At 75.4% G+C, this 21,440-nt stretch carries 23 protein-coding genes and 3 tRNA genes; 12 read left to right on the top strand and 14 right to left on the bottom strand.

Annotated elements, in window-relative coordinates; genetic code table 11:
* Positions 1-90: 90 nt before the first annotated feature.
* Both secE and ACUW6W_RS03120 read right to left on the bottom strand, forming a co-directional pair.
* On the bottom strand, positions 91-342 hold the full coding sequence (gene secE, locus ACUW6W_RS03125; protein WP_036317743.1) for a preprotein translocase subunit SecE: 252 nt from the start codon (positions 340-342) through the stop codon (positions 91-93).
* 80 nt (positions 343-422) lie between these two features.
* Positions 423-495, bottom strand: a tRNA-Trp gene (locus tag ACUW6W_RS03120).
* A 173-nt stretch (positions 496-668) separates the two neighbouring features.
* Here ACUW6W_RS03120 and ACUW6W_RS03115 point away from each other — a divergent pair.
* Complete coding sequence (locus ACUW6W_RS03115) at positions 669-1,877, top strand: pyridoxal phosphate-dependent aminotransferase (RefSeq protein WP_049146289.1); 1,209 nt, start codon at positions 669-671, stop codon at positions 1,875-1,877.
* A gap of 47 nt (positions 1,878-1,924) precedes the next feature.
* Here ACUW6W_RS03115 and ACUW6W_RS03110 read toward each other — a convergent pair whose 3' ends face one another.
* The gene (locus ACUW6W_RS03110) at positions 1,925-2,623 is read right to left on the bottom strand and encodes a LuxR C-terminal-related transcriptional regulator (RefSeq protein WP_454179796.1); all 699 of its coding nucleotides are present in this window, start codon (positions 2,621-2,623) and stop codon (positions 1,925-1,927) included.
* Entirely contained in the window at positions 2,620-3,879 is a 1,260-nt protein-coding gene (locus ACUW6W_RS03105) for an ATP-binding protein (RefSeq protein WP_036317738.1), read from the bottom strand. The genes ACUW6W_RS03110 and ACUW6W_RS03105 overlap by 4 nt, the downstream gene beginning before the upstream one ends.
* Positions 3,880-3,975: 96 nt before the next feature.
* Here ACUW6W_RS03105 and ACUW6W_RS03100 point away from each other — a divergent pair, with 96 nt between their 5' ends.
* The 3 genes from ACUW6W_RS03100 (at position 3,976) to ACUW6W_RS03090 (ending at position 6,910) form a co-directional block, all read left to right on the top strand.
* On the top strand, positions 3,976-5,040 hold the full coding sequence (locus tag ACUW6W_RS03100; RefSeq protein WP_041103563.1) for a PspC domain-containing protein: 1,065 nt from the start codon (positions 3,976-3,978) through the stop codon (positions 5,038-5,040).
* Positions 5,041-5,129: 89 nt separating this feature from the next.
* The gene (locus tag ACUW6W_RS03095; RefSeq protein ID WP_036317733.1) at positions 5,130-6,161 is read left to right on the top strand and encodes a 6-phosphofructokinase; all 1,032 of its coding nucleotides are present in this window, start codon (positions 5,130-5,132) and stop codon (positions 6,159-6,161) included.
* Positions 6,158-6,910, top strand: coding sequence for a GNAT family N-acetyltransferase (locus ACUW6W_RS03090; RefSeq protein ID WP_041103564.1), 753 nt, complete (start codon positions 6,158-6,160; stop codon positions 6,908-6,910). Before ACUW6W_RS03095 ends, ACUW6W_RS03090 begins: the two co-directional genes overlap by 4 nt.
* 13 nt (positions 6,911-6,923) lie before the next feature.
* On the opposite strand, the gene ygfZ is transcribed toward ACUW6W_RS03090, so the two are convergent.
* The 3 genes from ygfZ to ACUW6W_RS03075 all read right to left on the bottom strand — a co-directional run bounded on the left by ygfZ (position 6,924) and on the right by ACUW6W_RS03075 (position 9,779).
* Positions 6,924-8,120 carry a CAF17-like 4Fe-4S cluster assembly/insertion protein YgfZ gene (ygfZ, locus tag ACUW6W_RS03085; protein WP_041103565.1) on the bottom strand — a complete coding sequence of 399 codons (1,197 nt, stop codon included), beginning with the start codon at positions 8,118-8,120 and terminating at the stop codon, positions 6,924-6,926.
* Positions 8,117-8,785, bottom strand: coding sequence for a nitrobindin family protein (locus ACUW6W_RS03080; protein ID WP_036337900.1), 669 nt, complete (start codon positions 8,783-8,785; stop codon positions 8,117-8,119). Before ACUW6W_RS03080 ends, ygfZ begins: the two co-directional genes overlap by 4 nt.
* Before the next feature lie 187 nt (positions 8,786-8,972).
* On the bottom strand, positions 8,973-9,779 hold the full coding sequence (locus ACUW6W_RS03075) for a hypothetical protein (protein ID WP_225941368.1): 807 nt from the start codon (positions 9,777-9,779) through the stop codon (positions 8,973-8,975).
* A 101-nt stretch (positions 9,780-9,880) separates the two neighbouring features.
* Between ACUW6W_RS03075 and mshD the strand changes: the two genes are divergently transcribed.
* The 7 genes from mshD to asd all read left to right on the top strand — a co-directional run bounded on the left by mshD (position 9,881) and on the right by asd (position 15,326).
* Positions 9,881-10,834 carry a mycothiol synthase gene (gene mshD, locus ACUW6W_RS03070; RefSeq protein ID WP_041103567.1) on the top strand — a complete coding sequence of 318 codons (954 nt, stop codon included), beginning with the start codon at positions 9,881-9,883 and terminating at the stop codon, positions 10,832-10,834.
* Between the two features lie 138 nt (positions 10,835-10,972).
* Positions 10,973-11,983: an NUDIX hydrolase gene (locus ACUW6W_RS03065; RefSeq protein ID WP_041103568.1), complete on the top strand. Its 1,011-nt coding sequence runs from the start codon at positions 10,973-10,975 to the stop codon at positions 11,981-11,983.
* Positions 11,984-12,058: 75 nt separating this feature from the next.
* Positions 12,059-12,415, top strand: coding sequence for a GNAT family N-acetyltransferase (locus ACUW6W_RS03060; RefSeq protein ID WP_041103569.1), 357 nt, complete (start codon positions 12,059-12,061; stop codon positions 12,413-12,415).
* 82 nt (positions 12,416-12,497) lie between these two features.
* Complete coding sequence (locus tag ACUW6W_RS03055; protein ID WP_002854751.1) at positions 12,498-13,328, top strand: thymidylate synthase; 831 nt, start codon at positions 12,498-12,500, stop codon at positions 13,326-13,328.
* A gap of 22 nt (positions 13,329-13,350) precedes the next feature.
* Positions 13,351-13,911, top strand: coding sequence for a dihydrofolate reductase (locus ACUW6W_RS03050; RefSeq protein ID WP_044659551.1), 561 nt, complete (start codon positions 13,351-13,353; stop codon positions 13,909-13,911).
* A gap of 1 nt (position 13,912) precedes the next feature.
* On the top strand, positions 13,913-14,143 hold the full coding sequence (locus tag ACUW6W_RS03045; protein ID WP_060775029.1) for an NF038396 family protein: 231 nt from the start codon (positions 13,913-13,915) through the stop codon (positions 14,141-14,143).
* A gap of 10 nt (positions 14,144-14,153) precedes the next feature.
* A complete protein-coding gene (asd, locus tag ACUW6W_RS03040) occupies positions 14,154-15,326 on the top strand; it encodes an aspartate-semialdehyde dehydrogenase (RefSeq protein WP_454179792.1) in 1,173 nt (390 codons plus the stop codon).
* A 177-nt stretch (positions 15,327-15,503) separates the two neighbouring features.
* On the opposite strand, the gene ACUW6W_RS03035 is transcribed toward asd, so the two are convergent.
* The 7 genes from ACUW6W_RS03035 to ACUW6W_RS03005 all read right to left on the bottom strand — a co-directional run bounded on the left by ACUW6W_RS03035 (position 15,504) and on the right by ACUW6W_RS03005 (position 20,486).
* Entirely contained in the window at positions 15,504-16,703 is a 1,200-nt protein-coding gene (locus ACUW6W_RS03035) for a UDP-N-acetylmuramate dehydrogenase (RefSeq protein WP_387100115.1), read from the bottom strand.
* Positions 16,700-17,191: a MaoC/PaaZ C-terminal domain-containing protein gene (locus tag ACUW6W_RS03030; protein ID WP_065573571.1), complete on the bottom strand. Its 492-nt coding sequence runs from the start codon at positions 17,189-17,191 to the stop codon at positions 16,700-16,702. The genes ACUW6W_RS03035 and ACUW6W_RS03030 overlap by 4 nt, the downstream gene beginning before the upstream one ends.
* Positions 17,191-17,640 (bottom strand): FAS1-like dehydratase domain-containing protein, encoded by a 450-nt coding sequence (locus tag ACUW6W_RS03025; protein ID WP_454179789.1) that lies wholly within the window; start codon positions 17,638-17,640, stop codon positions 17,191-17,193. The genes ACUW6W_RS03030 and ACUW6W_RS03025 overlap by 1 nt, the downstream gene beginning before the upstream one ends.
* 40 nt (positions 17,641-17,680) lie before the next feature.
* Positions 17,681-17,974 (bottom strand): hypothetical protein, encoded by a 294-nt coding sequence (locus tag ACUW6W_RS03020; RefSeq protein ID WP_144819826.1) that lies wholly within the window; start codon positions 17,972-17,974, stop codon positions 17,681-17,683.
* 89 nt (positions 17,975-18,063) lie between these two features.
* Positions 18,064-18,137, bottom strand: a tRNA-Met gene (locus tag ACUW6W_RS03015).
* Between the two features lie 60 nt (positions 18,138-18,197).
* A tRNA-Thr gene (locus ACUW6W_RS03010) sits at positions 18,198-18,269 on the bottom strand.
* 87 nt (positions 18,270-18,356) lie between these two features.
* A complete protein-coding gene (locus ACUW6W_RS03005) occupies positions 18,357-20,486 on the bottom strand; it encodes a DEAD/DEAH box helicase (RefSeq protein ID WP_144819825.1) in 2,130 nt (709 codons plus the stop codon).
* Between the two features lie 309 nt (positions 20,487-20,795).
* Here ACUW6W_RS03005 and ACUW6W_RS03000 point away from each other — a divergent pair, with 309 nt between their 5' ends.
* Positions 20,796-21,425, top strand: a complete 630-nt coding sequence (locus ACUW6W_RS03000; RefSeq protein ID WP_060974118.1) for a hypothetical protein — start codon at positions 20,796-20,798, stop codon at positions 21,423-21,425.
* Positions 21,426-21,440 lie beyond the last annotated feature (15 nt).

Raw genomic sequence — 21,440 nt, 5'->3', positions numbered from 1 at the left:
GCTGACGGACGGCGGGCCCTGCCGTCGGGGAGGGCCCTCACGGGCGTGCGGGGGACGCGTCCTGCGACGTCGGGACCGTCCGCGCCGGGCTCAGAGGCCGCCGGCGCCGAACAGGAGACCCGCCACGGTGCCGAACACCCAGTCCAGCCCCATGACCAGCAGGATCATGAACGCCACGAAGGCGAGCACCACTCCGGTCGTGCGCAGCAGCTCCTCGCTCGTGGGGGTGACGACCTTGCGGAGCTCGTCCACCACCTGGCGCAGGAACAGCGCGATCCGCGCGAACAGCCCGCGACGCTGCCTGCTCGGCGTGGGGGCGGGCCCCCCGCCGTTCGCCGCCATCTCAGTCACGTGGCCTCACTCGTCGGATCGCCGAATCGCTTTCTACACGTCCGATGCCGAGCACGAGGCCCGGCATCGAGCAGGGCAGACAGGACTCGAACCTGCAACCTGCGGTTTTGGAGACCGCTGCGCTACCAATTGCGCCACTACCCTTCGAACCGACGGAGCCGACCGAACCCTCGCGGGATCGACCGCGAACGCGGTACCGGAGATCCAGGATACGCCATCGGGCGGCGGGAGTCGAACGGGCCCCGGGCAGTCAGTACCCTGGCAGGACGGAGCCCCGCTCCGCCCCGCCCTCCCCGTCGAGCTCGAAGAAGGTCCTCATGGCCGCGCCCGCCCGCCGCGTCTCCGCCCGTCTGTCCGCCATCGCGCCCTCCGCCACCCTCGCCGTCGACGCCCGCGCCAAGGAGCTCAAGGCCGCCGGGCGCCCGGTGATCGGCTTCGGCGCCGGCGAGCCCGACTTCCCCACCCCGGACTACATCGTGGAGGCCGCCGTCGCCGCGGCCCGGGACCCGAAGAACCACCGCTACTCCCCCGCCGCCGGCCTGCCCGAGCTGCGCGAGGCGATCGCGGCCAAGACGCTGCGCGACTCCGGCGTGTCCCTCGAGGCCGCCCAGGTGCTCGTGACCAACGGCGGGAAGCAGGCCGTGTACAACGCCTTCGCCGCCCTGCTGGACCCGCAGGACGAGGTGCTCGTCCCCGCCCCCTACTGGACCACCTACCCGGAGGCGATCCGCCTGGCCGGCGGCGTGCCGGTCGAGGTGTTCGCCGGCCCCGAGCAGGGCTACAAGGTCACCGTGGACCAGCTCGACGAGGCCGTCACGGACCGCACCAAGGTGCTCCTGTTCGTCTCCCCCTCCAACCCCACCGGCGCCGTGTACTCCCCCGAGGAGACGGCGGCGATCGGCCGGTGGGCACGGGAGCGGGGGCTGTGGGTGGTCACCGACGAGATCTACGAGCACCTGACCTACGACGGCATGCCGTTCACCTCGATCGTCCGCGCCGTGCCCGAGCTGGCGGAGCAGTCCGTGATCCTCAACGGCGTCGCCAAGACCTACGCCATGACGGGCTGGCGCGTCGGGTGGATGGCCGGCCCGCTGGACGTGGTCAAGGCCGCCACGAACCTGCAGTCCCACGCCACCTCGAACGTGGCCAACGTGTCGCAGCGGGCCGCGCTGGCCGCCGTCGCCGGCCCGTTGGACGCCGTGGCGGAGATGAAGACGGCGTTCGACCGCCGGCGCCGGGCCATGGTCGAAGCCATGGACGCCGTGCCGGGCTTCCACTGTCCCACCCCGCAGGGTGCGTTCTACGCGTACGTGGACGTGCGGGAGGCGCTCGGGAAGACCTACCGCGGCGGCGTCACCCCCACGACGTCGGCCGAGCTGGCCGCCTTCATCCTCGACGAGGCGGAGGTCGCCGTGGTCCCCGGCGAGGCGTTCGGCCCGTCCGGCTACCTGCGACTGTCCTACGCGCTGGGCGATGCGGACCTCGCCGAGGGCGTCGAGCGCATCCGCGCCCTGCTCAGCGCCTGAGCCGCACACCCCGCCCCTGAGCCCCGCGACGCCGCGTGCCGCGGGGCTCAGGCGTATCCGCGGCGCGCGGCCCAGCGGGTCAGCTCGTGGCGGTTGGAGAGCTGGAGCTTGCGCAGCACGGAGGACACGTGGGTCTCGACCGTGCGGTCCGAGATGAACAGCTCCGCCCCGGCCTCCCGGTAGGTGTAGCCGCGGGCAATCAGCCGCATGACCTCCCGCTCCCGTGCCGAGAGCCGGTCGAGGTCCTCGTCGGGGGCCGCAGCCCCGCTCGCCGCCGCGGCGGGGACGAGCGGGGGCGCGGGCGCCGTGCCGCGGAAGGCGTCGAGGACGAACCCGGCCAGCCGGGGCGAGAACACCGCGTCGCCGTCGGCCACGCGGACCGCCGCGTCCGCCACCTCCGCGCCGGAGGCCGTCTTGGTGATGTAGCCGCGGGCCCCCGCACGGATCACGGCGACGACGTCCTCGGCCGCATCCGAGACGGACAGGGCCAGGAACCGCTGCGCGGGTCGGCGCGCGAGGACGCGCTCGGCCACCTCCGCTCCCCCGCCGCCGGCCCCGCCGGGCAGGTGCACGTCCAGCAGCACCACATCCGGCGCCAGGTCCAGCACGGTGCGGACGGCCTCGTCCACGTCCCCGGCCTCGCCGACGGTGGCCAGTCGGTCCGGGTCCAGGTCGGCGCGCAGGCCGGAGCGGAAGATCGCGTGGTCGTCCACGATGACGGCCGTGCGCGGGGCGGGGTCGGTCATGGGTGCTCCTGTCCGGTGCGCGCTCGCGCACCCTCGGGCTCGGCCAGCGTCAGGTGGACCTCGGTGCCGCCCGGGCCGGACCGGATGCGGGCGGTCCCGCCGGCACGCTCCATGCGGCCGAGGATCGACTCCCGCACGCCGAGCCGGTCGGCCGGGACCGTGGGCAGGTCGAAGCCGGGGCCGCGGTCCCGGACGAACACCTCCGCGACGGTGCGGCCGCGGTCGTCCTCACCGGCCTCCGCGAAGACCTGCGCGTCGCCGGCGTGCCGGGCCGCGTTCTGCATGGCCTCGCGCGCCGCGGCCGCGAGCGGCTCGAGCCACGCCCCCGCGGCCCGCCCCACGGCCACGACCTCCACCCGGGCCCCGTGGGCGTCCTCGACGGCGGCGGCGTGCTGGTCGAGCGCCTCCGCCAGGGAGTGCGGGCCGCCGCGGGAGTCCAGGGCGAGGAACTGACGCAGCTCACGCTCCTGGGCGCGGGCCACCCGGGCCACCACGTCCGCGTCCTGGGCGCGCCGCTGGATGAGGGCGAGGGACTGCAGCACCGAGTCGTGCAGGTGCGCCGCGATCTCGGCGCGCTGGGCCTGCACCGCGAACGCGGTCCGCTCCGCGTCGCGTCGGCGCAGCCAGGCCAGGGCGTAGGGCATGGCCACCAGCGCCGCGCCGGCGAGCATCGCGACGGCGGCCAGCAGAGCCCGCCACAGCTCGCCCGAGCTCACGGCGCCCAGGACGATGGCCAGCACCGCCAGCAGCACGAGGGCCGTGCCGAGCACGAGGCGGACCAGTCGTCCGCTCCGCCCGGCCCGGGGCCCGCCCGCCAGGTCGAGCTGCATCCAGGCCAGGCCGAGGCCGATCACGAGGACGGCCACCGGGCCCACGAGCGCCCAGTCGACGGTGAGGCCGAGGCCGTCCGCGACGGTCAGCACGCCCACGCCGAGCACCACGGCGGCCAGCAGCACCGGCCAGCCGCCCTCGCGCACCCGCTCGAGCACCTCGGGGGCGCGACCACGCAGGGTGGGGGCGTCGGCGGCGGGGGCGCCGTCCGGACCCTCCTCCGGCATGAGCAGCCAGAGCCACACGTACAGGGCCAGGCCCGCGCCGCCCAGCAGGCTCAGCAGCGCCAGGGCCGCGCGGACGCGGCCGGCGGGCATCCCGAGGTGCCGGGCGAGCCCCGCGGCGACGCCGGACACCGGACGGTCGGCCCCGTGCCGCATCAACGGCGGACGCGGGGCCGGCGCGGGCGCGGACGGGGTGGGCATGCCCCCATCCTGCCGTGTCGGACGGGGCGGCACATCCGGGGAGGATTCCGGGAGTTCCCGGATGGGCGGGGGCCGCAGGCGGACGAGGATGGAGACATGACGAGCACACACGACCCGTTCACCGGCCCCGGCCCCCACGTCGCCCCCGACGGAGCCGCCTCGGGCGAGACCGGCCCCGACGGACTGGACGCCCTGCCGGGCTGGCTGCGCCGCGCCGTCCTGAGCTGGGGCGTGCGCCGCTCGCCGGCCTCGTGGGTCGGCGGGGTGCTCGGCGGGGTGGCCGAGCGCTACCGCATCGACCCGCTGCTCGCCCGCGGCGTGTTCGTCGCCGTGTGCATGGTCTCCGCGGGCCTGGGCCTGCTGGCCTACGCGGCCGCCTGGGCCGTGCTCCCCGACGCCGACGGACGCGTGCAGTTCGGCCGCCTGCGCCGCAGGGAGTGGCAGGACGCCACCGTGGCCATCGGCGTGATCGGGGCGATCGGCGCCCTCAACCTGCTGCTCGGCGCCGGGTTCACCCTCATCGCCCCGGCCGTGGGCGGCCCCGGCTCCCTCCTGGGCCTGGGCGCGCTGGCCGTGCTCGTCTGGTGGCTCGTGACCCGCTGGGACGGCCGGGCGCAGGCCCGCGTGGCCCCGGGCCGGGTCCCCGACGCCGACCAGCCCGCCCACGCCGTGCCGCGCCCGGCCTGGTACGTCGGCGGAGGTCCGCGCGAGCGGGCGGCCGAGGTCACCGACCCGCACGGCTTCCGCCCCGAGTGGATCGACCCCGCGACCGGCACCTGGCGCGACCACGTCCACTCCCGCGAGCGGCGAGCCGCGACGCGCCTGGCCGAGGAGGCCCCCCGGGCGGCCACCGCCCCGACCGGCTCGGGGTCCGCAGCCACGGCCGCGAAGCCGCGCCTCGGGCCGATCGCGCAGGCCGCCACCTACGCCGGGGCCGTCCTCGCCGCGCTCGCCGCCCTCGGGATCAGCCTGCTGCTCGGCGTCGGTCCGACCCCCACGCTGCTGGCGGTGCCCATGCTCGTCGCCGCGCTCGCGGTGATCGCCCCCGTCCTGCTGGGCGCTCTGCTCAGCGGCCGTCGTCCCGGCACCCTCGGCCCGGCGAGCGGCATCCTCGTGGGTGCGACGGCCCTCCAGGTCGCCGTCCTCGTGGCCCTCGGCTGACCCGCCGCCCGTCGCCCGTCCCCTGACGCGACGCGGCGGGCACGCCTAGGGTGGTGCCGACCCCCACGAGAACGCCCGAGAGGACCCCCATGCGCGTCGGAATGCTCACCTCCGGAGGCGACTGCCCCGGCCTCAACGCCGTCATCCGCTCCGCCGTCCTGCACGGCATCAAGTCGTACGACATGGAGATGGTGGGCATCCGCAACGGGTGGTCCGGCCTGATCGAGAAGGACGTCGAGGACCTGCCCCGCTCCCGCGTGCGCGGCCTGGCCCGCACCGGCGGCACCATCCTCGGCACCTCCCGCACGCACCCCTACAACGCGGAGGGCGGCGGCCCGGAGAACATGCTCCGCAACCTGCGCGAGCTGGACATCGACGCCGTCATCGCCATCGGCGGCGAGGGCACCCTGGCCGGCGCGAACCGCCTGGCCGCGGACGGGCTGCCGATCGTGGGCGTGCCCAAGACGATCGACAACGACCTGCAGGGCACCGACTACACGTTCGGCTTCGACACGGCCGTGCAGATCGCCACGGACGCCATGGACCGGCTGCGCACCACGGGCGAGTCCCACCACCGCTGCATGGTCGCCGAGGTCATGGGCCGCCACGTCGGCTGGATCGCCCTGCACTCGGGCATGGCCGCCGGCGCCCACGCGATCCTCATCCCCGAGGTCCGCACCCCGATGTCCCAGGTCGCCGAGTGGGTGCAGCAGGTCCACGACCGCGGTCGCTCCCCGCTGGTCGTGGTGGCGGAGGGCTTCGTCCCCGAGGGCCACGACGACCCGCTGGCCGAGGCCGGCGTCGAGGCGTCCGGCCGGCCGCGTCTGGGCGGCATCGGCGAGTGGGTGACCCGCGAGATCGAGGAGATGACGGGCATCGAGACGCGCAGCACCATCCTGGGCCACATCCAGCGCGGCGGCGCCCCCACCGCCACGGACCGCGTGCTCTCCACGCGCTTCGGCATGGGCGCCGTCGACCTCGTCGCGCAGCGCCGCTGGGGACAGATGGTGGCGGCCAACGGCACGGAGATCATCTCCATCCCCATGAGCGCCGCCCTCAAGGGCCTCAAGAAGGTGCCGGTCTCGCGCTACGACGAGGCGAAGATCCTGTTCGGCCGGTGAGACCCGACCACCCCGCCGTCGGCGTGCTGGCCCTCGGGCTGGCGCGTCGGCTCGGCCTGCCCGACACCGCGCTGCTGCCCGGCGACGCCCCGGCGGCGGGCGCCGAGCCGCGCCGCATCGAGGTGGTCCGGCCGGATGGGGCCGAGGCGGAGGTGCTGGCCCTGCCCTGGGCCACCGTCGTGGCGGGGCCGGCGTGGTTCACGCGTGCCTGCCGCGGCGTGCCCGCCGAGGCGCTGGGCGTGGAGTCGGCCCTGCTGCGGACGGCGGTGCGGGCCGCCGCCGGGGAGGCGGTGCGCTCGCGTGGCGAGTTCACGCTCTACGCGACCGAGGAACCGCCGCCGGTCGACCCCTCGCGCACCGTCGCCGTGTCCGACGACCCCGCCCACGTCCACGCCGTGGTCGCGCAGGCCCCCGCAGACGACATGGCCGAGGCGGGTGTCCCCTCCTGGGAGTCCTCGGTCGCGCTCGTTCCCGACGACGGCGCGGGACGGGCGATCGAAGCCGCGGTGGCGGCGGCGGGGCATCGCGTGACGGGCGGCGTGCTGGCCTCGCTGGGCACCCTCACCCCACCGCGGCTGCGCGGTCGTGGGCTCGGCCGCTACGCGGTGGCCGTGGCGATGGACCGGGCGGCGCTGGAGGGGCTGCTGCCGTTCGCCGAGGTGCTGGCGGGCCACACAGCCGCGCACCACGTGGCGATCGCCGTCGGGCTGGAGGCGGCGGGCACGCGGACCGTCCTCGCGCTGGACTGAGCCGGCGAGTCGGTCAGCGCAGGCGGCCCACGCCGCGCGGTCGGCCGACGACCTGCCCGGCGTCCGGGGACACGAGCGGCTCCTGGCTCGCGGCGATCCAGCCGCCCTCGGCGGCACCGTCCTCGCCGGGAGCGTCCTCGCGGACCAGCAGCTCGGCGTCCACGGGCACCGTGCGCTTGAGCAGCGCCAGGGCGACGGCGCCCGCCTCATGGTGCTGGGCCGCGGCGGTGACCGTCCCCACCGGACGGGCGGCGGCGCGGGCCTCGGGCGTGTCCTCGGCCGGCCGGAGGATCACGGGGGCACCGTGCTCGGGGAGCGCGTGGACGGAGCCGTCCAGGAGCAGGCGGGTGAGGCGGCGGGGCGGGCGGCCCAGGTTGTGCACGCGCGCCACGGTCTCCTGACCGCGGTAGCAGCCCTTCTCGAGGTGCACGGCGGTGCGCAGCAGGTCCAGCTCGTGCGGGATCGCGCGGTCGTCCACGTCGAGGGCCCGGCGGGGGCGGCCGGCCTCGATGCGCAGCGCCTCGGCCGCCGTCGTGCCCGCCAGGGACCAGCCCGCGAGCACGCCCGTGCCGAGCGCGCGGACGGTGGCCTCGAGGTCGGCCCGGGTGATGAGGTACTCGCGCCAGGACCAGTCCGCACCCGGGTGGGTCGCCGGATCCGGATCGGCCGTGTAGGCCCAGCCGCCCGCCCCGACGCGCGGCCACGGGTCCAGCCACACGGTGCGGTCCTCCCAGCCGGGCACGGGCGCGGTGGCGCCCACGACGGCGACCGCCCCGGTGTGGTCCCGCAGCGTGACGTCGTGGGAGAAGCGCATCGAGGTGAGCCACGCGGCCAGGCCCGGGCCGTCCTCGCGGTCCGTGACGAGCCAGGCCGCGGTACCGTCCTCGAGCAGGTGGGCGGCGTGCTCGATCCGCCCCTGCACGTCGAGGAAGAGGATCTCGGTGCTCGTGCCGGGGGGCAGCGTCTCGACGTGCTGCGTGCCGAGCGTGTGCAGCCAGCTCAGCCGGTCCGGGCCGGACACGGAGAGCACGGCCCGGTGGGAGAGGTCGACCAGGGCGCGGCCCCGGGCGAGGGCGCGCTGCTCTGGCAGGGGGCGACCGTAGTGCGCGGCGACGCCGGCGTCCGGGCCGCGGCCCTCGACGGCGCCGCCGGCCGGCCCCTGCGGCTCGGCCACGGCCAGGTCCAGCAGCGGGCTGCGGGAGGTCGTCACGACTGCTCCCCGCGAGCCCCGCGAGGACGCTCGGCCCCCGGAGCGAGCCGACCCTCGGCCGCGCTCGGCATGCGGTCCAGGATGGCGGAGGCGTGCGCCTCGAGCTCGGCGCCCGCGGCGTCCGCGACGTCCCAGCGCCAGAACAGCTGCCCGTTCACGAGACCGGCCATGCGGGTGGCCCGGTGGTACGGGCCGGCGGCGGAGCCACGCAGGACCGCGTCCGTGGCCAGCTGCAGCTGCGGGCCCTTGATGCGGCCGTAGTACAGCTCGGACAGCGAGCCCGGATGCGTGATGGTGGCGGTCAGGCCGAAGCCCTCGTCACCGGCGCGCAGCCGCTCGACGTCCTCGGCGGAGCGGAACGCGGGGACGATGTCCGCCGGGCGCATGCCGGGGCCGACGTCGCCGTCGCGCCGCGCCCGGTCCACCTGCCAGAAGCCGGACTCCACGGTCAGCGGACGCAGCAGCGTGCCGTCCGCCTCGCACAGCCACGACTCGGCGCGGTACTCCACGAACGGCAGACCGTGCTCGGTGAAGTCCACCCGCTGATAGAAGATCTCGGTCCCGGCGGAGCCGTCGCCGAGGCGGCCCTGGCCCTCCCAGCTGCCGATGAGCCAGGACAGGGGCGCGAGCTCGGGGGTGAGGTCGTACGGGAGTTCAGTCGCCATGGCAGATCACGGCGCGGCCCGACAGCGGGCCGCGCGTCCTCAGCGCTGGCCCTTGAAGAGGCCGCTGATGACGACCGCGGCGACGGCGGCCATGCCCAGGCCGGCCAGGACCACGAGGGCCAGGAAGAAGATCTCGAGCGCAAGAAGGGTATCCATGCGGGACATCCTACCGAGCGGGCCCGACCTGTCAGGCCAGGAAGCCCACCATGACGTGCGCCACCACGCCGGCCGCGCCCACGGGCGCCAACGCGAGGGCGTAACCCGCCCGGCGCGGGCGCAGGGTGGTGCCCACCGGCCGGTCCTCGGGTCGCGGCCGCGACGACGGCGCCGTGGCGGCGGTCAGGGACACCAGCACGGCCACCGCGAGCGCCGCGGCCGTGACGGCCGGCCGGTCCCGGGCGCCCACGCCGGCCAGCGCCGAGACGGGCCAGGCGAGCACCGTGCCGAGGGGGATGACGACGAGCGCCAGGACTCCCGGCCGGCCCTGCATCCACGGGGTGAGGCCGACGAGGGAGACCGCGGCCACCGTGACCGCCAGCGTGATGACCAGCCCGGCGACCGCAGGGGTGTCGGTCCAGCGTGAGACGGCCACCCAGCACGCCGTCACGACGGCCATGAACGCCCCGCCCATCGTGGCGACGGTGGACTCGAGGCGCAGCGGCCGGCCGGTCCCGCGCACCAGCTGGACGACGAACGAGGCCATGGTGCTCCAGGCGACGACGACGGCGAGCGGCTCGAAGAGCGTCCAGGCCCCGCTGTGGCCGTCCTCGAGCGGCGGCCACAGCAGCATGAGCAGCACCGCGATGCCCCCGGCGACGGCCAGGGTGACGCTGAGCGAGAGGCGCGCGGGCGCCCCCATCTGCCGCGGCCAGCCCCAGGCGATGACCAGGATCACGACGGCGGCGGCGAGGGCGGCGGGGACCGGGCCCAGCAACGCGGCACCGCCCAGGACGAGGGCGGCGACGGCCGCACTCAGGGCCATGGACAAGCGCATCACCTGCCCCATCCTGCCAGGTGCGCACCGGCTGGGCCCTGGGCGGGCGACGGCGGGGCGCACCTCGCGGGCCACCGTCCTCCTTCCGTAGGGTGGCCGGCATGGCCGAACACCCCACCCCCACGACCTCCGACGCCGACGGCATGCCGCGCGTCGTCACCCCGCGCCCGGAGGAGGCGAGCGCCGTCCTGGACCTGGCCGACCGTGCCGGGGCGGCGGACGGCCATCCCCCGCTCTCGGACCAGACGCGCGTGCTGCTCGCCCGCGGCGGGCAGCTCTGGTGGGGGGCCACCCGGGGCACGGACGGGGCGATCGACGGGGCGGCCGTGCTCGTGCCGGAGGGCGCGGCGGCCGTGCTCGAGCTCGTCGTCGATCCGACCGCACGCCGCACCGGACGGGGGACCGTCCTGGCCGACGCCGCGGCCGCCGCGGTCCGGGACCTGGCGCGGGAGGCGACCACGAGCGTCTGGGCCCACGGCATGCTCCCGGGGGCGGTCCGGCTCGCCCGGCGGCACGGCCTCGAGCCCGTCCGCGAGCTGCGCCGGATGCGCCTGTCGCACGCGGCGCTCGCCGCCCTGCCGGAGGTGCGGCTCGCCGACGGGGTGGCCCTGCGCGGCTTCGTCCCCGGCCAGGACGAGCAGGCCTGGCTGGACGTGAACGCCGCCGCCTTCGCGGACCACCCCGAACAGGGCAGCCTGACCCGCGCCGACCTCGACGACCGCATGGCGGAGGACTGGTTCGACGCCGACGGCCTCCTGCTCGCCGCCCGCGAGGCGGACGGGCGGCTGCTCGGCTTCCACTGGACGAAGGTGGAGCCGGATGCCGGAGCCGACGGCCCGCGCGTCGGGGAGGTGTACGCCGTGGGCGTCTCCCCCGACGCCCAGGGCCTCGGCCTCGGTCGGGCCCTGACGCTGGCGGGGCTGCACCGGATGGCGGAACAGGGAGTCGACGTCGTGGACCTGTACGTGGACGCGGACAACACGGCCGCCGTCGCGCTCTACGCGTCCCTCGGCTTCGAGCTGTTCGCCGCCGACGCCCAGTACCGCCGCCCCTGAGACCCTCGGGCGGGGGCCGGCCGGGCACATCCCGGCGGCCTCGTATCCTGGTGTGGCCGGCCCCCGCGGGGTCGGCCACGCCCCGTGCCCTGCCCCAGCAGTCGTCGCGGCCGCCGCACCCCGAGAGGAACCCGCCCCATGCCCTCGTCCCACGCCGACCGCGTCGCCCGCTGGTCCACGGAGGACCGTGTCTCGGAAGGCCCCCGCGCCGAGGTGCTGGCCGCCGGCATGCTGCCGTGGCGCCGCGTGCCCGGCGGCCTCGAGGTGATGGTGATCCACCGGCCCCGCTACGACGACTGGTCGTGGCCCAAGGGCAAGCTCGATCCGGGTGAGACCCTGCCGGAGTGCGCGGTGCGCGAGCTGCGCGAGGAGGTCGGCCTCGAGCTGCGGCCGGGCATCCCGCTGTGCGTGACGGCGTACGAGGTGCCCGGCAAGCGGGGCGCACGTCAGAGCAAGGAGGTCTGGTACTGGGCCGCCGAGGTCGACGGCCAGCGCGCCCTCCCCGACGGCGACGAGGTGGACGAGGTCCGCTGGGTCGGGCCGGACGAGGCCCGGCGGCTGCTGACGAACGACTCGGATCACGAACCGCTCGACCTGCTGCTGCGTGCCGCCTCCCGGGGGCGCCTGCGGACCGTGCCGCTGCTGGTGCTGCGCCACGCCAAGGCCAAGCCCCGCTCCTCGTGGTCCCGCGCCGAGCAGGAGCGCCCGCTGGCGGCGACGGGCCGGCGGCAGGCGCTCGCCGTCGAGGGCCTCGTGTCGGCCTGGCGGCCGGAGCGGCTGGTCTCCTCCCCGTGGCGCCGCTGCGTGGAGACGCTGGCCCCGCTCGTGAAGTCCAGCCGGCTGCCGCTGAAGACCAAGGGCGCGTTCACGGAGACCACGGCCCGGGAGAAGCCCAAGAAGACCCGCAAGGTGATGGCCGAGCTCATGGGCCGCTCCCGGCCGCTGGTCGTGTGCACGCACCGGCCGGTGCTGCCGACCCTGTTCGAGGTGGTCGAGGACGCGGCCGCCGGCCAGGCGGACCGCGTGCTGCGGGCCCTGCCGACCGAGGATCCGTGGCTGCGGCCCGGCGCTGTGCTGGTGGCGCACCGCGCGCTCGACCTCGACGGCGACGTGGTGGCCGTCGAGGTCTACGACCCCTGGGACGACTGAGCCGCCCGCGCCGGCCTCGGCCCGCACGACCGGGCCACCGTTGAGCGGGCCCGCCCCCGGCCCTAGGCTCGGGTCATGGAGAACACCGCCGCCCAGAGCCAGCCCGAGAAGATCGTCCACGAGCGCCTCACGGTGACCCGGGACCCGGACCGTCAGCGCTTCGAGCTGCGCCAGGACGGGACCTTCATCGGGTTCCTCGGCTACGACCAGGAGACCGTGCGCGGCGCGGACGGCGAGGACACCGTGGTCCTGCGCCTGCAGCACACCATCATCGACGAGCAGTTCGGCCGCCGCGGTTATGCCCGCGCCCTCGTGACCATGGTCCTGGACCGGCTGCGCGCGGAGGGTGACCGGATCGTGCCCGAGTGCTCCTACGTGGAGGACTACCTGCGCCGCTACCCCGAGTACCAGGACATGGTCTTCCACGGCTGACCGGGGGCGGGGCCCTGCCCTGCCGGTACCCGCCTCCGCCGGGCCGTCGACGACGCTCAGCGCGTCCGCTCGGATCGCTAGAGTGGGCCGGGTGAGCATCCCCACCCCCTACGAGGACCTCCTCGCCGACGTGATGGCCCACGGGGCCGTCAAGACGGACCGGACCGGCACGGGCACGCGCAGCGTGTTCGGCCGCCAGCTGCGCTTCGACCTGGCCGAGTCCTTCCCGCTGATCACGACCAAGCGCGTGCACTTCAAGTCGGTCGCGCTCGAGCTGCTGTGGTTCCTGCGCGGGGACTCGAACGTGCGGTGGCTCCAGGAGCGCGGCGTGCGGATCTGGAACGAGTGGGCGGACGAGGACGGCGAGCTCGGCCCCGTCTACGGCGTGCAGTGGCGCTCGTGGCCCACCCCGGACGGGGGCCACATCGACCAGATCGCCAAGGTCGTGGAGCAGATCCGGACGAACCCCGACTCGCGCCGGCACATCGTCACCGCGTGGAACCCCGCCGAGGTGGACGAGATGGCGTTGCCGCCGTGCCACGCGCTGTTCCAGTTCTACGTCTCCCCCGGTCAGGACGGCGCCCCCGGGCGGCTCTCATGCCAGCTCTACCAGCGCTCGGCGGACCTGTTCCTCGGCGTGCCGTTCAACATCGCCTCGTACGCGCTGCTCACGGTGATGGTCGCGCAGCAGACCGGGCTGACTCCCGGCGAGTTCGTGTGGACCGGCGGGGACGTGCACATCTACGCGAACCACGAGGAGCAGGTGCGCGAGCAGCTCTCCCGCGAGCCGTACCCGTACCCGCGGCTGCGGCTGCGGCGCACCCCCGCGTCGATCTTCGACTACGACTACGAGGACTTCGAGGTCCTCGACTACCGTCACCACCCCACCATCACGGCGCCGATCGCCGTCTGAGCCGAGGATGCGCAGCGACCCCATGAGCCGGGCCACCCGTCCCACCGAGCCCGTGATCGCCATGATCTGGGCCCAGACCCCCGAGCGCGTCATCGGTCGCGACGGCACCATGCCGTGGCACGTCCCGGAGGACCTCGCGCACTTCCGGGCCCACACGCACGGCCACCCCGTGATCATGGGCCGGCGCACGTGGGAGTCGTTCCCGGCGCGCTTCCGCCCGCTGCCCGGGCGCACGAACATCGTGGTCTCCCGCACCCTGACGGCCACCGAGGAGGCCGGCGCGGAGCTGCGGGCCGCGGGCGCCGTCGTCGTGCCGGACTTCGGGGCGGCCCTGGCCGCCGCGGCCGAGGCCGACGGCTGTGACACCGTGTGGGTGATCGGCGGGGCGACGCTCTACGAGCAGGCCCTCGACGTGGCCTCGCGCGCCGAGGTGACCGTGATCGACGCCGACGTCGACGGCGACACGCACGCCCCGCTGCTCGACGCCCGCTGGCGGCGCACCGCCGTCGAGCCCGCCCCCGACGCGTGGCTGGACTCCGCCTCCGGCCCGCGCCACCGCTTCGAACGATGGGAACGCGACTGACATGGCCCCGACCGACTCCGACCAGCGTCTGCTCTCCCCGCAGGCGGTCACGTTCCTCGCGCTCGTCGCCCTGCCCGTGCTGGCGTTCGTGTGCGCCGTGTTCGGGCTGATCCTCGTGCTGCAGGGCAAGACCATCGCCGGCCTGGTGTTCCTGCTCGTGCTGACCCAGGTGTTCGCCGTGGGCGGTCTCATCGCGTGGAACAAGCGGAAGCGCGCGCAGCAGGGCCGCTAGCCTGGAGGGCATGACTTCCGCTGCCCCCGCATCTGTGAACGCCCCCGACACGGCCGCCGTGCCCACCGTGGGCCTGGTCGGCTGGCGCGGCATGGTGGGGTCCGTCCTCCTGCAGCGCATGGTCGAGGAGGGTGACTTCGCCCGCGTCCATCCGGTCTTCTTCTCCACGTCCAACGCCGGCGGCCCCGCGCCCGTGCTCGAGGGCATGGCCGGCGACCCGGGCGTGCTCCAGGACGCGTACGACGTGGACGCGCTCACGGCCCTGCCCGTGATCCTCACCGCGCAGGGCGGGGACTACACGCAGGCCGTGTACCCGAAGCTGCGCGCCGCCGGCTGGGACGGCATCTGGATCGACGCCGCCTCCACCCTGCGCATGGCGGACACCTCCGTGATCGCGCTGGACCCCGTGAACCGCGACGTGATCGACGCCGCCCTGGCGAACGGGACGAAGGACTTCATCGGCGGCAACTGCACCGTCTCCTGCATGCTCATGGGCCTGGGGGGCCTGTTCAAGGCGGGCCTGGTCGAGTGGGGCACCGCCATGACCTATCAGGCGGCCTCCGGCGGCGGTGCCCGGCACATGCGCGAGCTGCTCACCCAGTACGCGGAGCTGGGCGGCGCGGTGCGGGCCGAGCTGGCCGATCCGGCGTCGGCGATCCTCGAGATCGACCGGAAGGTGATCGAGCTGCAGCGCGACGGCCTGGACTCGACGCAGTTCGGCGTGCCGCTGGGCGGCTCGCTGATCCCCTGGATCGACTCCGACCTGGGCGACGGCGTCTCCCGCGAGGAGCGCAAGGCCTACGACGAGACCAACAAGGTGCTCGGACTGACCGGGGCGGACCGGATCCCGTTCGACTCGCTGTGCGTGCGGATCGGCGCCATGCGCTCCCACTCGCAGGCCCTCACCCTCAAGCTCACCCAGGACGTGCCGCTGGACGAGGTCGCGCAGATCATCGCCGCGGACAACGAGTGGGTGCAGGTGGTGCCGAACACCAAGGAGGCCACGGTCACCGACCTGACCCCGATCGCCGCGACCGGCACCCTGCAAATCCCCGTCGGCCGGCTGCGCAAGCTCAACATGGGTCCCGAGTACCTCTCCGCGTTCACCGTCGGCGACCAGCTGCTGTGGGGTGCGGCCGAGCCCGTGCGCCGCATGCTGATGATCGCCACCGGCAACCTCTGAGCCGCGACGCCGGCGCCGAGGCGCCCACCCGGCCCCGCTCCGGCCCACGTTTTCGTTCGGGAAACGGCGGGTGTTCGGGCGTCGTCGTTCGGGAAACGGCGCCCGTCCCGCTGGCGGGCGCCGTTTCCCGAACGAAAACGCTCCTGGGGGCGCCGTTTCCCGAACGAAAGTGAGGGGTCAGAGGCTGGTGCCGATGATCATCGGCTCGGGGTGCAGCTCGACGCCGAAGCGTTCGCGCACGCCGTCGCGCACGGTGCGCGCGATCGTCAGGACGTCCTCGGTGGTCGCGTCGCCGCGGTTGGTCATGGCGAGGGTGTGCTTCGTGGACACCGACGCGCGGCCCCCGGCCAGGCCGGTGCCGTCGGCTCCGCGGCCGTCCGGCCCGCCCTCGCGGGGGGCGACCTCGGGCAGCCCGAAGCCCTTCGCGAAGCCCGCGCGATCGATCAGCCAGGCCGCCGAGAGCTTCACGAGCGGCGTCCCGTCCTCGGCCTCCCCGGCAGCGAACGCCGGGGCGCCCTCGGGCAGGGAAGCACGCATGGACGCGGGCACGATCGGGTTCGTGAAGTAGCTGCCCGTGGACCACGTGTCCGGGTCCGCCGGGTCGGACACCATCCCCTTGGCGGCGCGCAGGGCCAGCACCTCGCGGCGGACCACCGCGAGCGGGGCATGGGCGTCCTCCTCGACGTCGAGCGCGGCCGCCAGCTGCCCGTAGCGGACCGGCGCGGTCGGCTCGGCGTCGGAGGAGGCGCGGCGCAGCCGCAGGTCGATCGAGAGCACGATCCACCGGGGACTCGGCGCGCCGGTCTCCAGCATGGAGCGCTTGATGACGGAGTCGCGGTAGCCGAAGCGCAGGTCCGCCGGCGTCAGCTCGACGACGTCGCCCGCCTCCCGGTCCCACGCGCGCAGGGCGACGAGCACCTGCGAGACGTCCGCGCCGTAGGCGCCGACGTTCTGCACGGGCGTCGCGCCAGCCGAGCCCGGGATGCCCGAGAGCGCCTCGATCCCGCCGAGCCCGTGCGCCACGGTCCATGCGACGGCGTCGTCCCACGGGTGGCCCGCCGCGACCCGCACGACGACGGCCTCCCCCTCGTGGCCCGCGGGCCGGGCCCCGTCGCCGGCGGGCGGCGTCTCGCCCTCGCCGGGCACCGGCCCGTCCAGCAGGCGGATGCCCTCGAAGGCCAGCCGCACGACGGTGCCGGGGAAGCCGGCGTCCGCCATGAGGGTGTTGGAACCGCCGCCGAGGACGAACAGGGGCTCGCCCGCCGTGTCGGCGGCGCGCACGGCCTCGATCGCCTCGGCCTCGGTGCGCGCGGTGACCCACGCGCGCGCAGGCCCGCCGACGCGGGTGGTGGTGTGGTCCGCCAGCCGCTCGCTCACGCGCTCTCCCCCGCGGGGTCGGCCAGGCGCACCACGGCCTGCGCCTTGGTCAGCACGCGCGGCTTCGCCGCGTCCGGGTTGGTGACGTTCAGGTCGATCCGCACCGTCCCGGCGGCCTCGTCCACGACGCCGACCGTGCCGACGACCTCGAGCGTCGCGCCGGGGACGGGCGCGCCGTCGTCGTCCGTGCGCCCCGTGGTGTCCGCGACGGGCACCATGCCGGTGAAGCGGGTCTGGTAGTCGACGACGGCCCCCGGGTCGCCCGCCCAGTCCGAGACGAGCTGCACGGCCGCGCCCATGGTGAGCATCCCGTGGGCGATGACGCCGGGCAGGCCGACGTGCTCGGCGAACGTCGGGGACCAGTGGATCGGGTTGCGGTCGCCGGAGGCGCCCGCGTAGGCGACGAGGTCGGCGCGGGTGAACGTGACGGTGCGCGTGCCGACCACCTCGCCCCGGGCGAGGTCGGACAGGCGGGGGGCGGTGCTCATCAGGACTCCTCTCCCCGGACCAGCAGGGTGGACGTGACGGTGGAGACGGCCGCGCCGTCCAGATCCGCGATCTCGGTGACGGTGGTGACCATGCGGTTGCCGCCGAGGGACTTCACGGCCTCGACCCGCACGGTCGCCACGACCTCGTCCCCGGCCACCAGCGGCCGGTGGTGGACGAAGCGCTCGTCCGCGTGGACCACACGCGAGAAGTCGATCCCCAGCTCGGGATCGGCGACGACGGCGGCCTCGGCGCGCTGGGCGATGACGACGGCGAAGGTCGGTGGGGCGACCAGGTCGGCGTACCCCAGGGCCCGGGCGGCCGCGACGTCGTGGTGCGCGGGATGCTGGGCCTGCACGGCCTCGGCGAAGGCGCGGACCGCCTCCCGGCCGACCTGGAAGGGGGGCGCGGGCGGATAGCTCCGCCCGACGACGTCGGGGTTCACGCTCAACTCGGGCCTCCTGCGGGACGGTTCTCGACTGCCGTCCAGCCTAACGGCCGGGGCGCCGCTCCCCCTGCCGGCGGGCGGCCTGGCGGAAGCGCACGAGCTGGGCGGACAGGTGCACGGCGACGCCCGCGCCGAGCACGCCCAGGGCGGTGCCGGAGACGGCGAGGCGTCCGGTGGTCCCGCCGACGACCGCCAGCACGATGCCGACGAGGAACAGCGCGGAGCCGGTCAGCACGAGGGTCCGGTACAGCCGGGAGCCGTGCTCCCACGGGGAGACGAAGCCGCGGGGCGCGGTGGTGCCGCGGGCGGGCTGGCGGGCGGGGCGACGCGTGGACATGCCCGCCAGGCTACCGGGGCGACGGACGGGCCCCGGAACGCGAAAGGACCCGGCCCCTCCGAGGAGGTGACCGGGTCCGTCCGATTCCGTAGCGGCGGGGGGACTCGATCCCCCGACCTCACGATTATGAGTCGTGCGCTCTAACCAGCTGAGCTACGCCGCCACGACACGAGAACGCCCGCACTCACGGTTTTCACGCCGCGAGGGCGGGCTCTCATGTCAGAGCCCCGACCGGGAATCGATCCCGGGACCTCCATCTTACCAAGATGGCGCTCTACCACTGAGCTATCGGGGCAACGAGGTGAGACTCTACCAGGGCCCCGGGGCCCATGCAAAATCGGCCCCGGTCACGGCCTCCGGCGGGGTCCGCACCCCGGCCGGATCAGCGGCGGGCGCCCCGATCCGAGCGCTCCTGGGCGCCCCAGCGGGGCTTGCGGCCGCCGGGGCGTCCCCCGCGGTCGCCGCGGAAGCCGCGGTCGTCCCGGTCCTTGCGGAAGCCGCCACGATCCTCGCGGGAGCCGCGGTCGTCCCGGTCCTTGCGGTACCCGCCGCGCTGGCCGCCGTCGCGGTCCCCGCGGAAGCCGCCGCGCTCGCCGCGCTCGCCGCGGTCCTTGCAGAAGCCGCCGCGGCGCTCACCGCGGTCCTCGCCGTCGCGCTCGGCGCGGGTCGGGCGGCCGGTGTCCTTGCGCAGGCCGAGGCGACGGCCGTTGATCTCGGCGTTGGCCGCGGCCTCGAGCTGGGCCGAGGTCAGGTCTGCCGGCAGCTCGACGAGCGAGTGGTTGCCACGCAGGTCGATCGCGCCGATGGCCGAGGCGGGCAGGCCCACCTCGTTCGCCAGCGCGCCCACGATGTTGCCCGGCCGCACACGGTCCTGGTGGCCGACGGCGATCCAGTACGTCGCGTTGCCGGCCGCGGGCTCCCGGGCCGGGCCACGCGAGCCGCGGCCGTCGCTCGCGCCGCGCTCACGGCCGCCGTCGCGCCCACCCTCGCGACCGCCGTCGCGGTCCTTGCGGCCCCGGCCGCCGCCGGACGGGATCTCCTGTTCGCGGGCCAGCAGCGGGCGGCCGCCCTGGGCCATCATGCCCAGCGCGGCGGCCACACGCGCCGGCTCGACCTCGTGCTCGTCGACGTACGCGGCGACGATCTCACCGAACACCGCCAGCTCCTCCTCCGAGGCGCGCTCGAGGGTGCGGGTGATGCCGTCGGCGAAGCGGCGCTTGCGGGCCGCGTTGACGTCGGCGACGGAGGGCACGGCCATCTCCTCGACCTGCTGGCGGGTGGTCCGCTCGATCTGCTTGAGCAGGAAGCGCTCGCGCGGGGTCATGAAGAGCACGGCGTCGCCCTGCCGGCCGGCGCGGCCGGTGCGGCCGATGCGGTGCACGTAGGACTCCGCGTCCTGCGGAATGTCGTAGTTGACCACGAGCGAGATGCGCTCGACGTCGAGGCCGCGGGCGGCGACGTCGGTGGCCACGAGGATGTCCACGCGGCCGGCCTTCAGGTCCTCGACGGTCTTCTCGCGCTGCTTCTGGGCGATGTCACCGGAGATGGCCACGGCCTTGAACCCGGCGCGCGTGAGCTTCTGGGCGAGCTCCTCGGTGCCGGCACGGGTGCGCACGAAGGCGATCACGCCCTCGTGGTCCTCGGTCTCGAGGATGCGGGTCATGGCCTCGAGCTTGTACTGGTGGCCCACCTGCAGGTAGCGCTGGCGGATGGTGGCGGACGTCGTGGACTGGCGGGACACGGCCACCTCCTCCGGGGAGTTCAGGTACTGCGCGGAGATGCGGCGGATGGCCGGCGGCATGGTGGCCGAGAACAGCGCGGTCTGCTTCGTGTCCGGGGTGGAGGCGAGGATGCGGTCCACCTCCTCCGCGAAGCCCATGCGCAGCATCTCGTCCGCCTCGTCCAGCACGAGGGTCTGCAGGTCGGAGAGGTCCAGCGAGCCGCGCTCGAGGTGGTCGATCACGCGGCCCGGCGTGCCGACGACGACCTGCGCGCCCCGCCGCAGTCCGGCCAGCTGCGGGCCGTACGGGGAGCCGCCGTAGACCGCGAGCACGGAGACGTCGTCGAGATGCTTGGCGTAGCTGTCGAAGGCGTCGGCCACCTGGAGGGCGAGCTCGCGGGTCGGGGCGAGCGCGAGCACCTGCGGGGTGTCCGCGCGCCCGGTCACGTCCGTGGTCTCGGCGAGGCGGGACAGGGCCGGCAGCGCGAACGCGCCGGTCTTGCCGGTGCCGGTCTGGGCCAGGCCCACGACGTCGCGGCCGTCCAGCAGCAGCGGGATGGTCGCCTCCTGGATCGGCGAGGGGCGGGTGTAGCCCAGGTCCTCGACGGCGGCCAGCACGCGGGCGTCCAGGCCGAGGTCCAGGAAGGTGGGGCCGGCGGGCTCGGCCGGGGCCTCGGGGGCGGCGGGCTCGGCGGCGTCGACCTGCGGGACGGTCCCGGTGGCCTCCAGCTCCGCCCCGGCGAGCTCGGGGGCGACCTCGGCGGTGGTCTGGGGATCGAGGATGTCGGACATGGGTCCTCCTGTGGGGATGCGCGGGCGCACGCCGGAGGACGTCGGTCGCGGGTCGACGTCGTGGGGCGCAGGGGCCAGCTGGGTCAGATGATTCCGTCCACCCGGCAGCCCCCGAGGGCCACGACGTTCGTGACCCGCACACACATCTGCACAGACATCTGCAGTCCGGCGTGGCACACGCGTCCACGCTCATTCATCACAGGGGGAGAGACCGGATCCGGTCCGCCCAGTCTACGCCACCGGATCCCGGGCCGGGCTGTGCCCTCGGACACCCCGGTCGCTCACCGGCCGGGGCGATAGGCTCGGCAGGTGCCCCAGAACAGCGAAGACCGCCCCCTCGCCCGCGGGCTCGGCCGGGCCGCCGGCCGCGCCGCCCAGTCCTTCCGGGAGAATCAGCGGGCCGACGACGCACGGCTGCGCGCCGAGCGCGCCCGCCTCACCGCCGAGGACGAGGAGCGCCTGGAACGGCGCCGCGCGGACCGCGAGCGCGACCTGGTCGCGCGGGACGCGGCCGAGTCCGACGCCGGCCTCGTCCACCCGCTCCTGAAGGTCGCGCGCCTCTACTGGCTCGCGGTCACCGTGGTGCTGATCGGCATCGCGGGCGCGTTCCTCTGGAACGGGGCCCGCGCACAGGACAGCGGCGAGCCCGTCATCGATCCGCTCACCGGCATGGAGTCGGTGGGCGTGCTGGGCGGCGCGACGGGGCAGTTCACGATGGGCACCGCCGTCGCCCTGCTGGCCGCGGCGTCCCTGTGGGGCTGGATCGGTCTGCTGCGCCGCCGTCGTTCGGCGATCGGGACCCTGACGTTCATCGCCGTCCTGCTGGCCGCCCCCGCGTTCCTGCGGGCCAACGGCCTGCTGATCATCCTCGCCGTCGTGATGCTCCTGGGCGCCGCGCTCGTCTGGCTGCCGCCCGTGCGCTCGCGCGTGCGGCGCTGAGCCCGCGCGTCCCGC

The sequence above is a fragment of the Micrococcus sp. 093350064-1 genome, assembly GCF_053627955.1.
The sequence above is the reverse complement of the archived record's forward strand: the minus strand, read 5'-3'. Positions and strand labels throughout refer to the sequence as shown.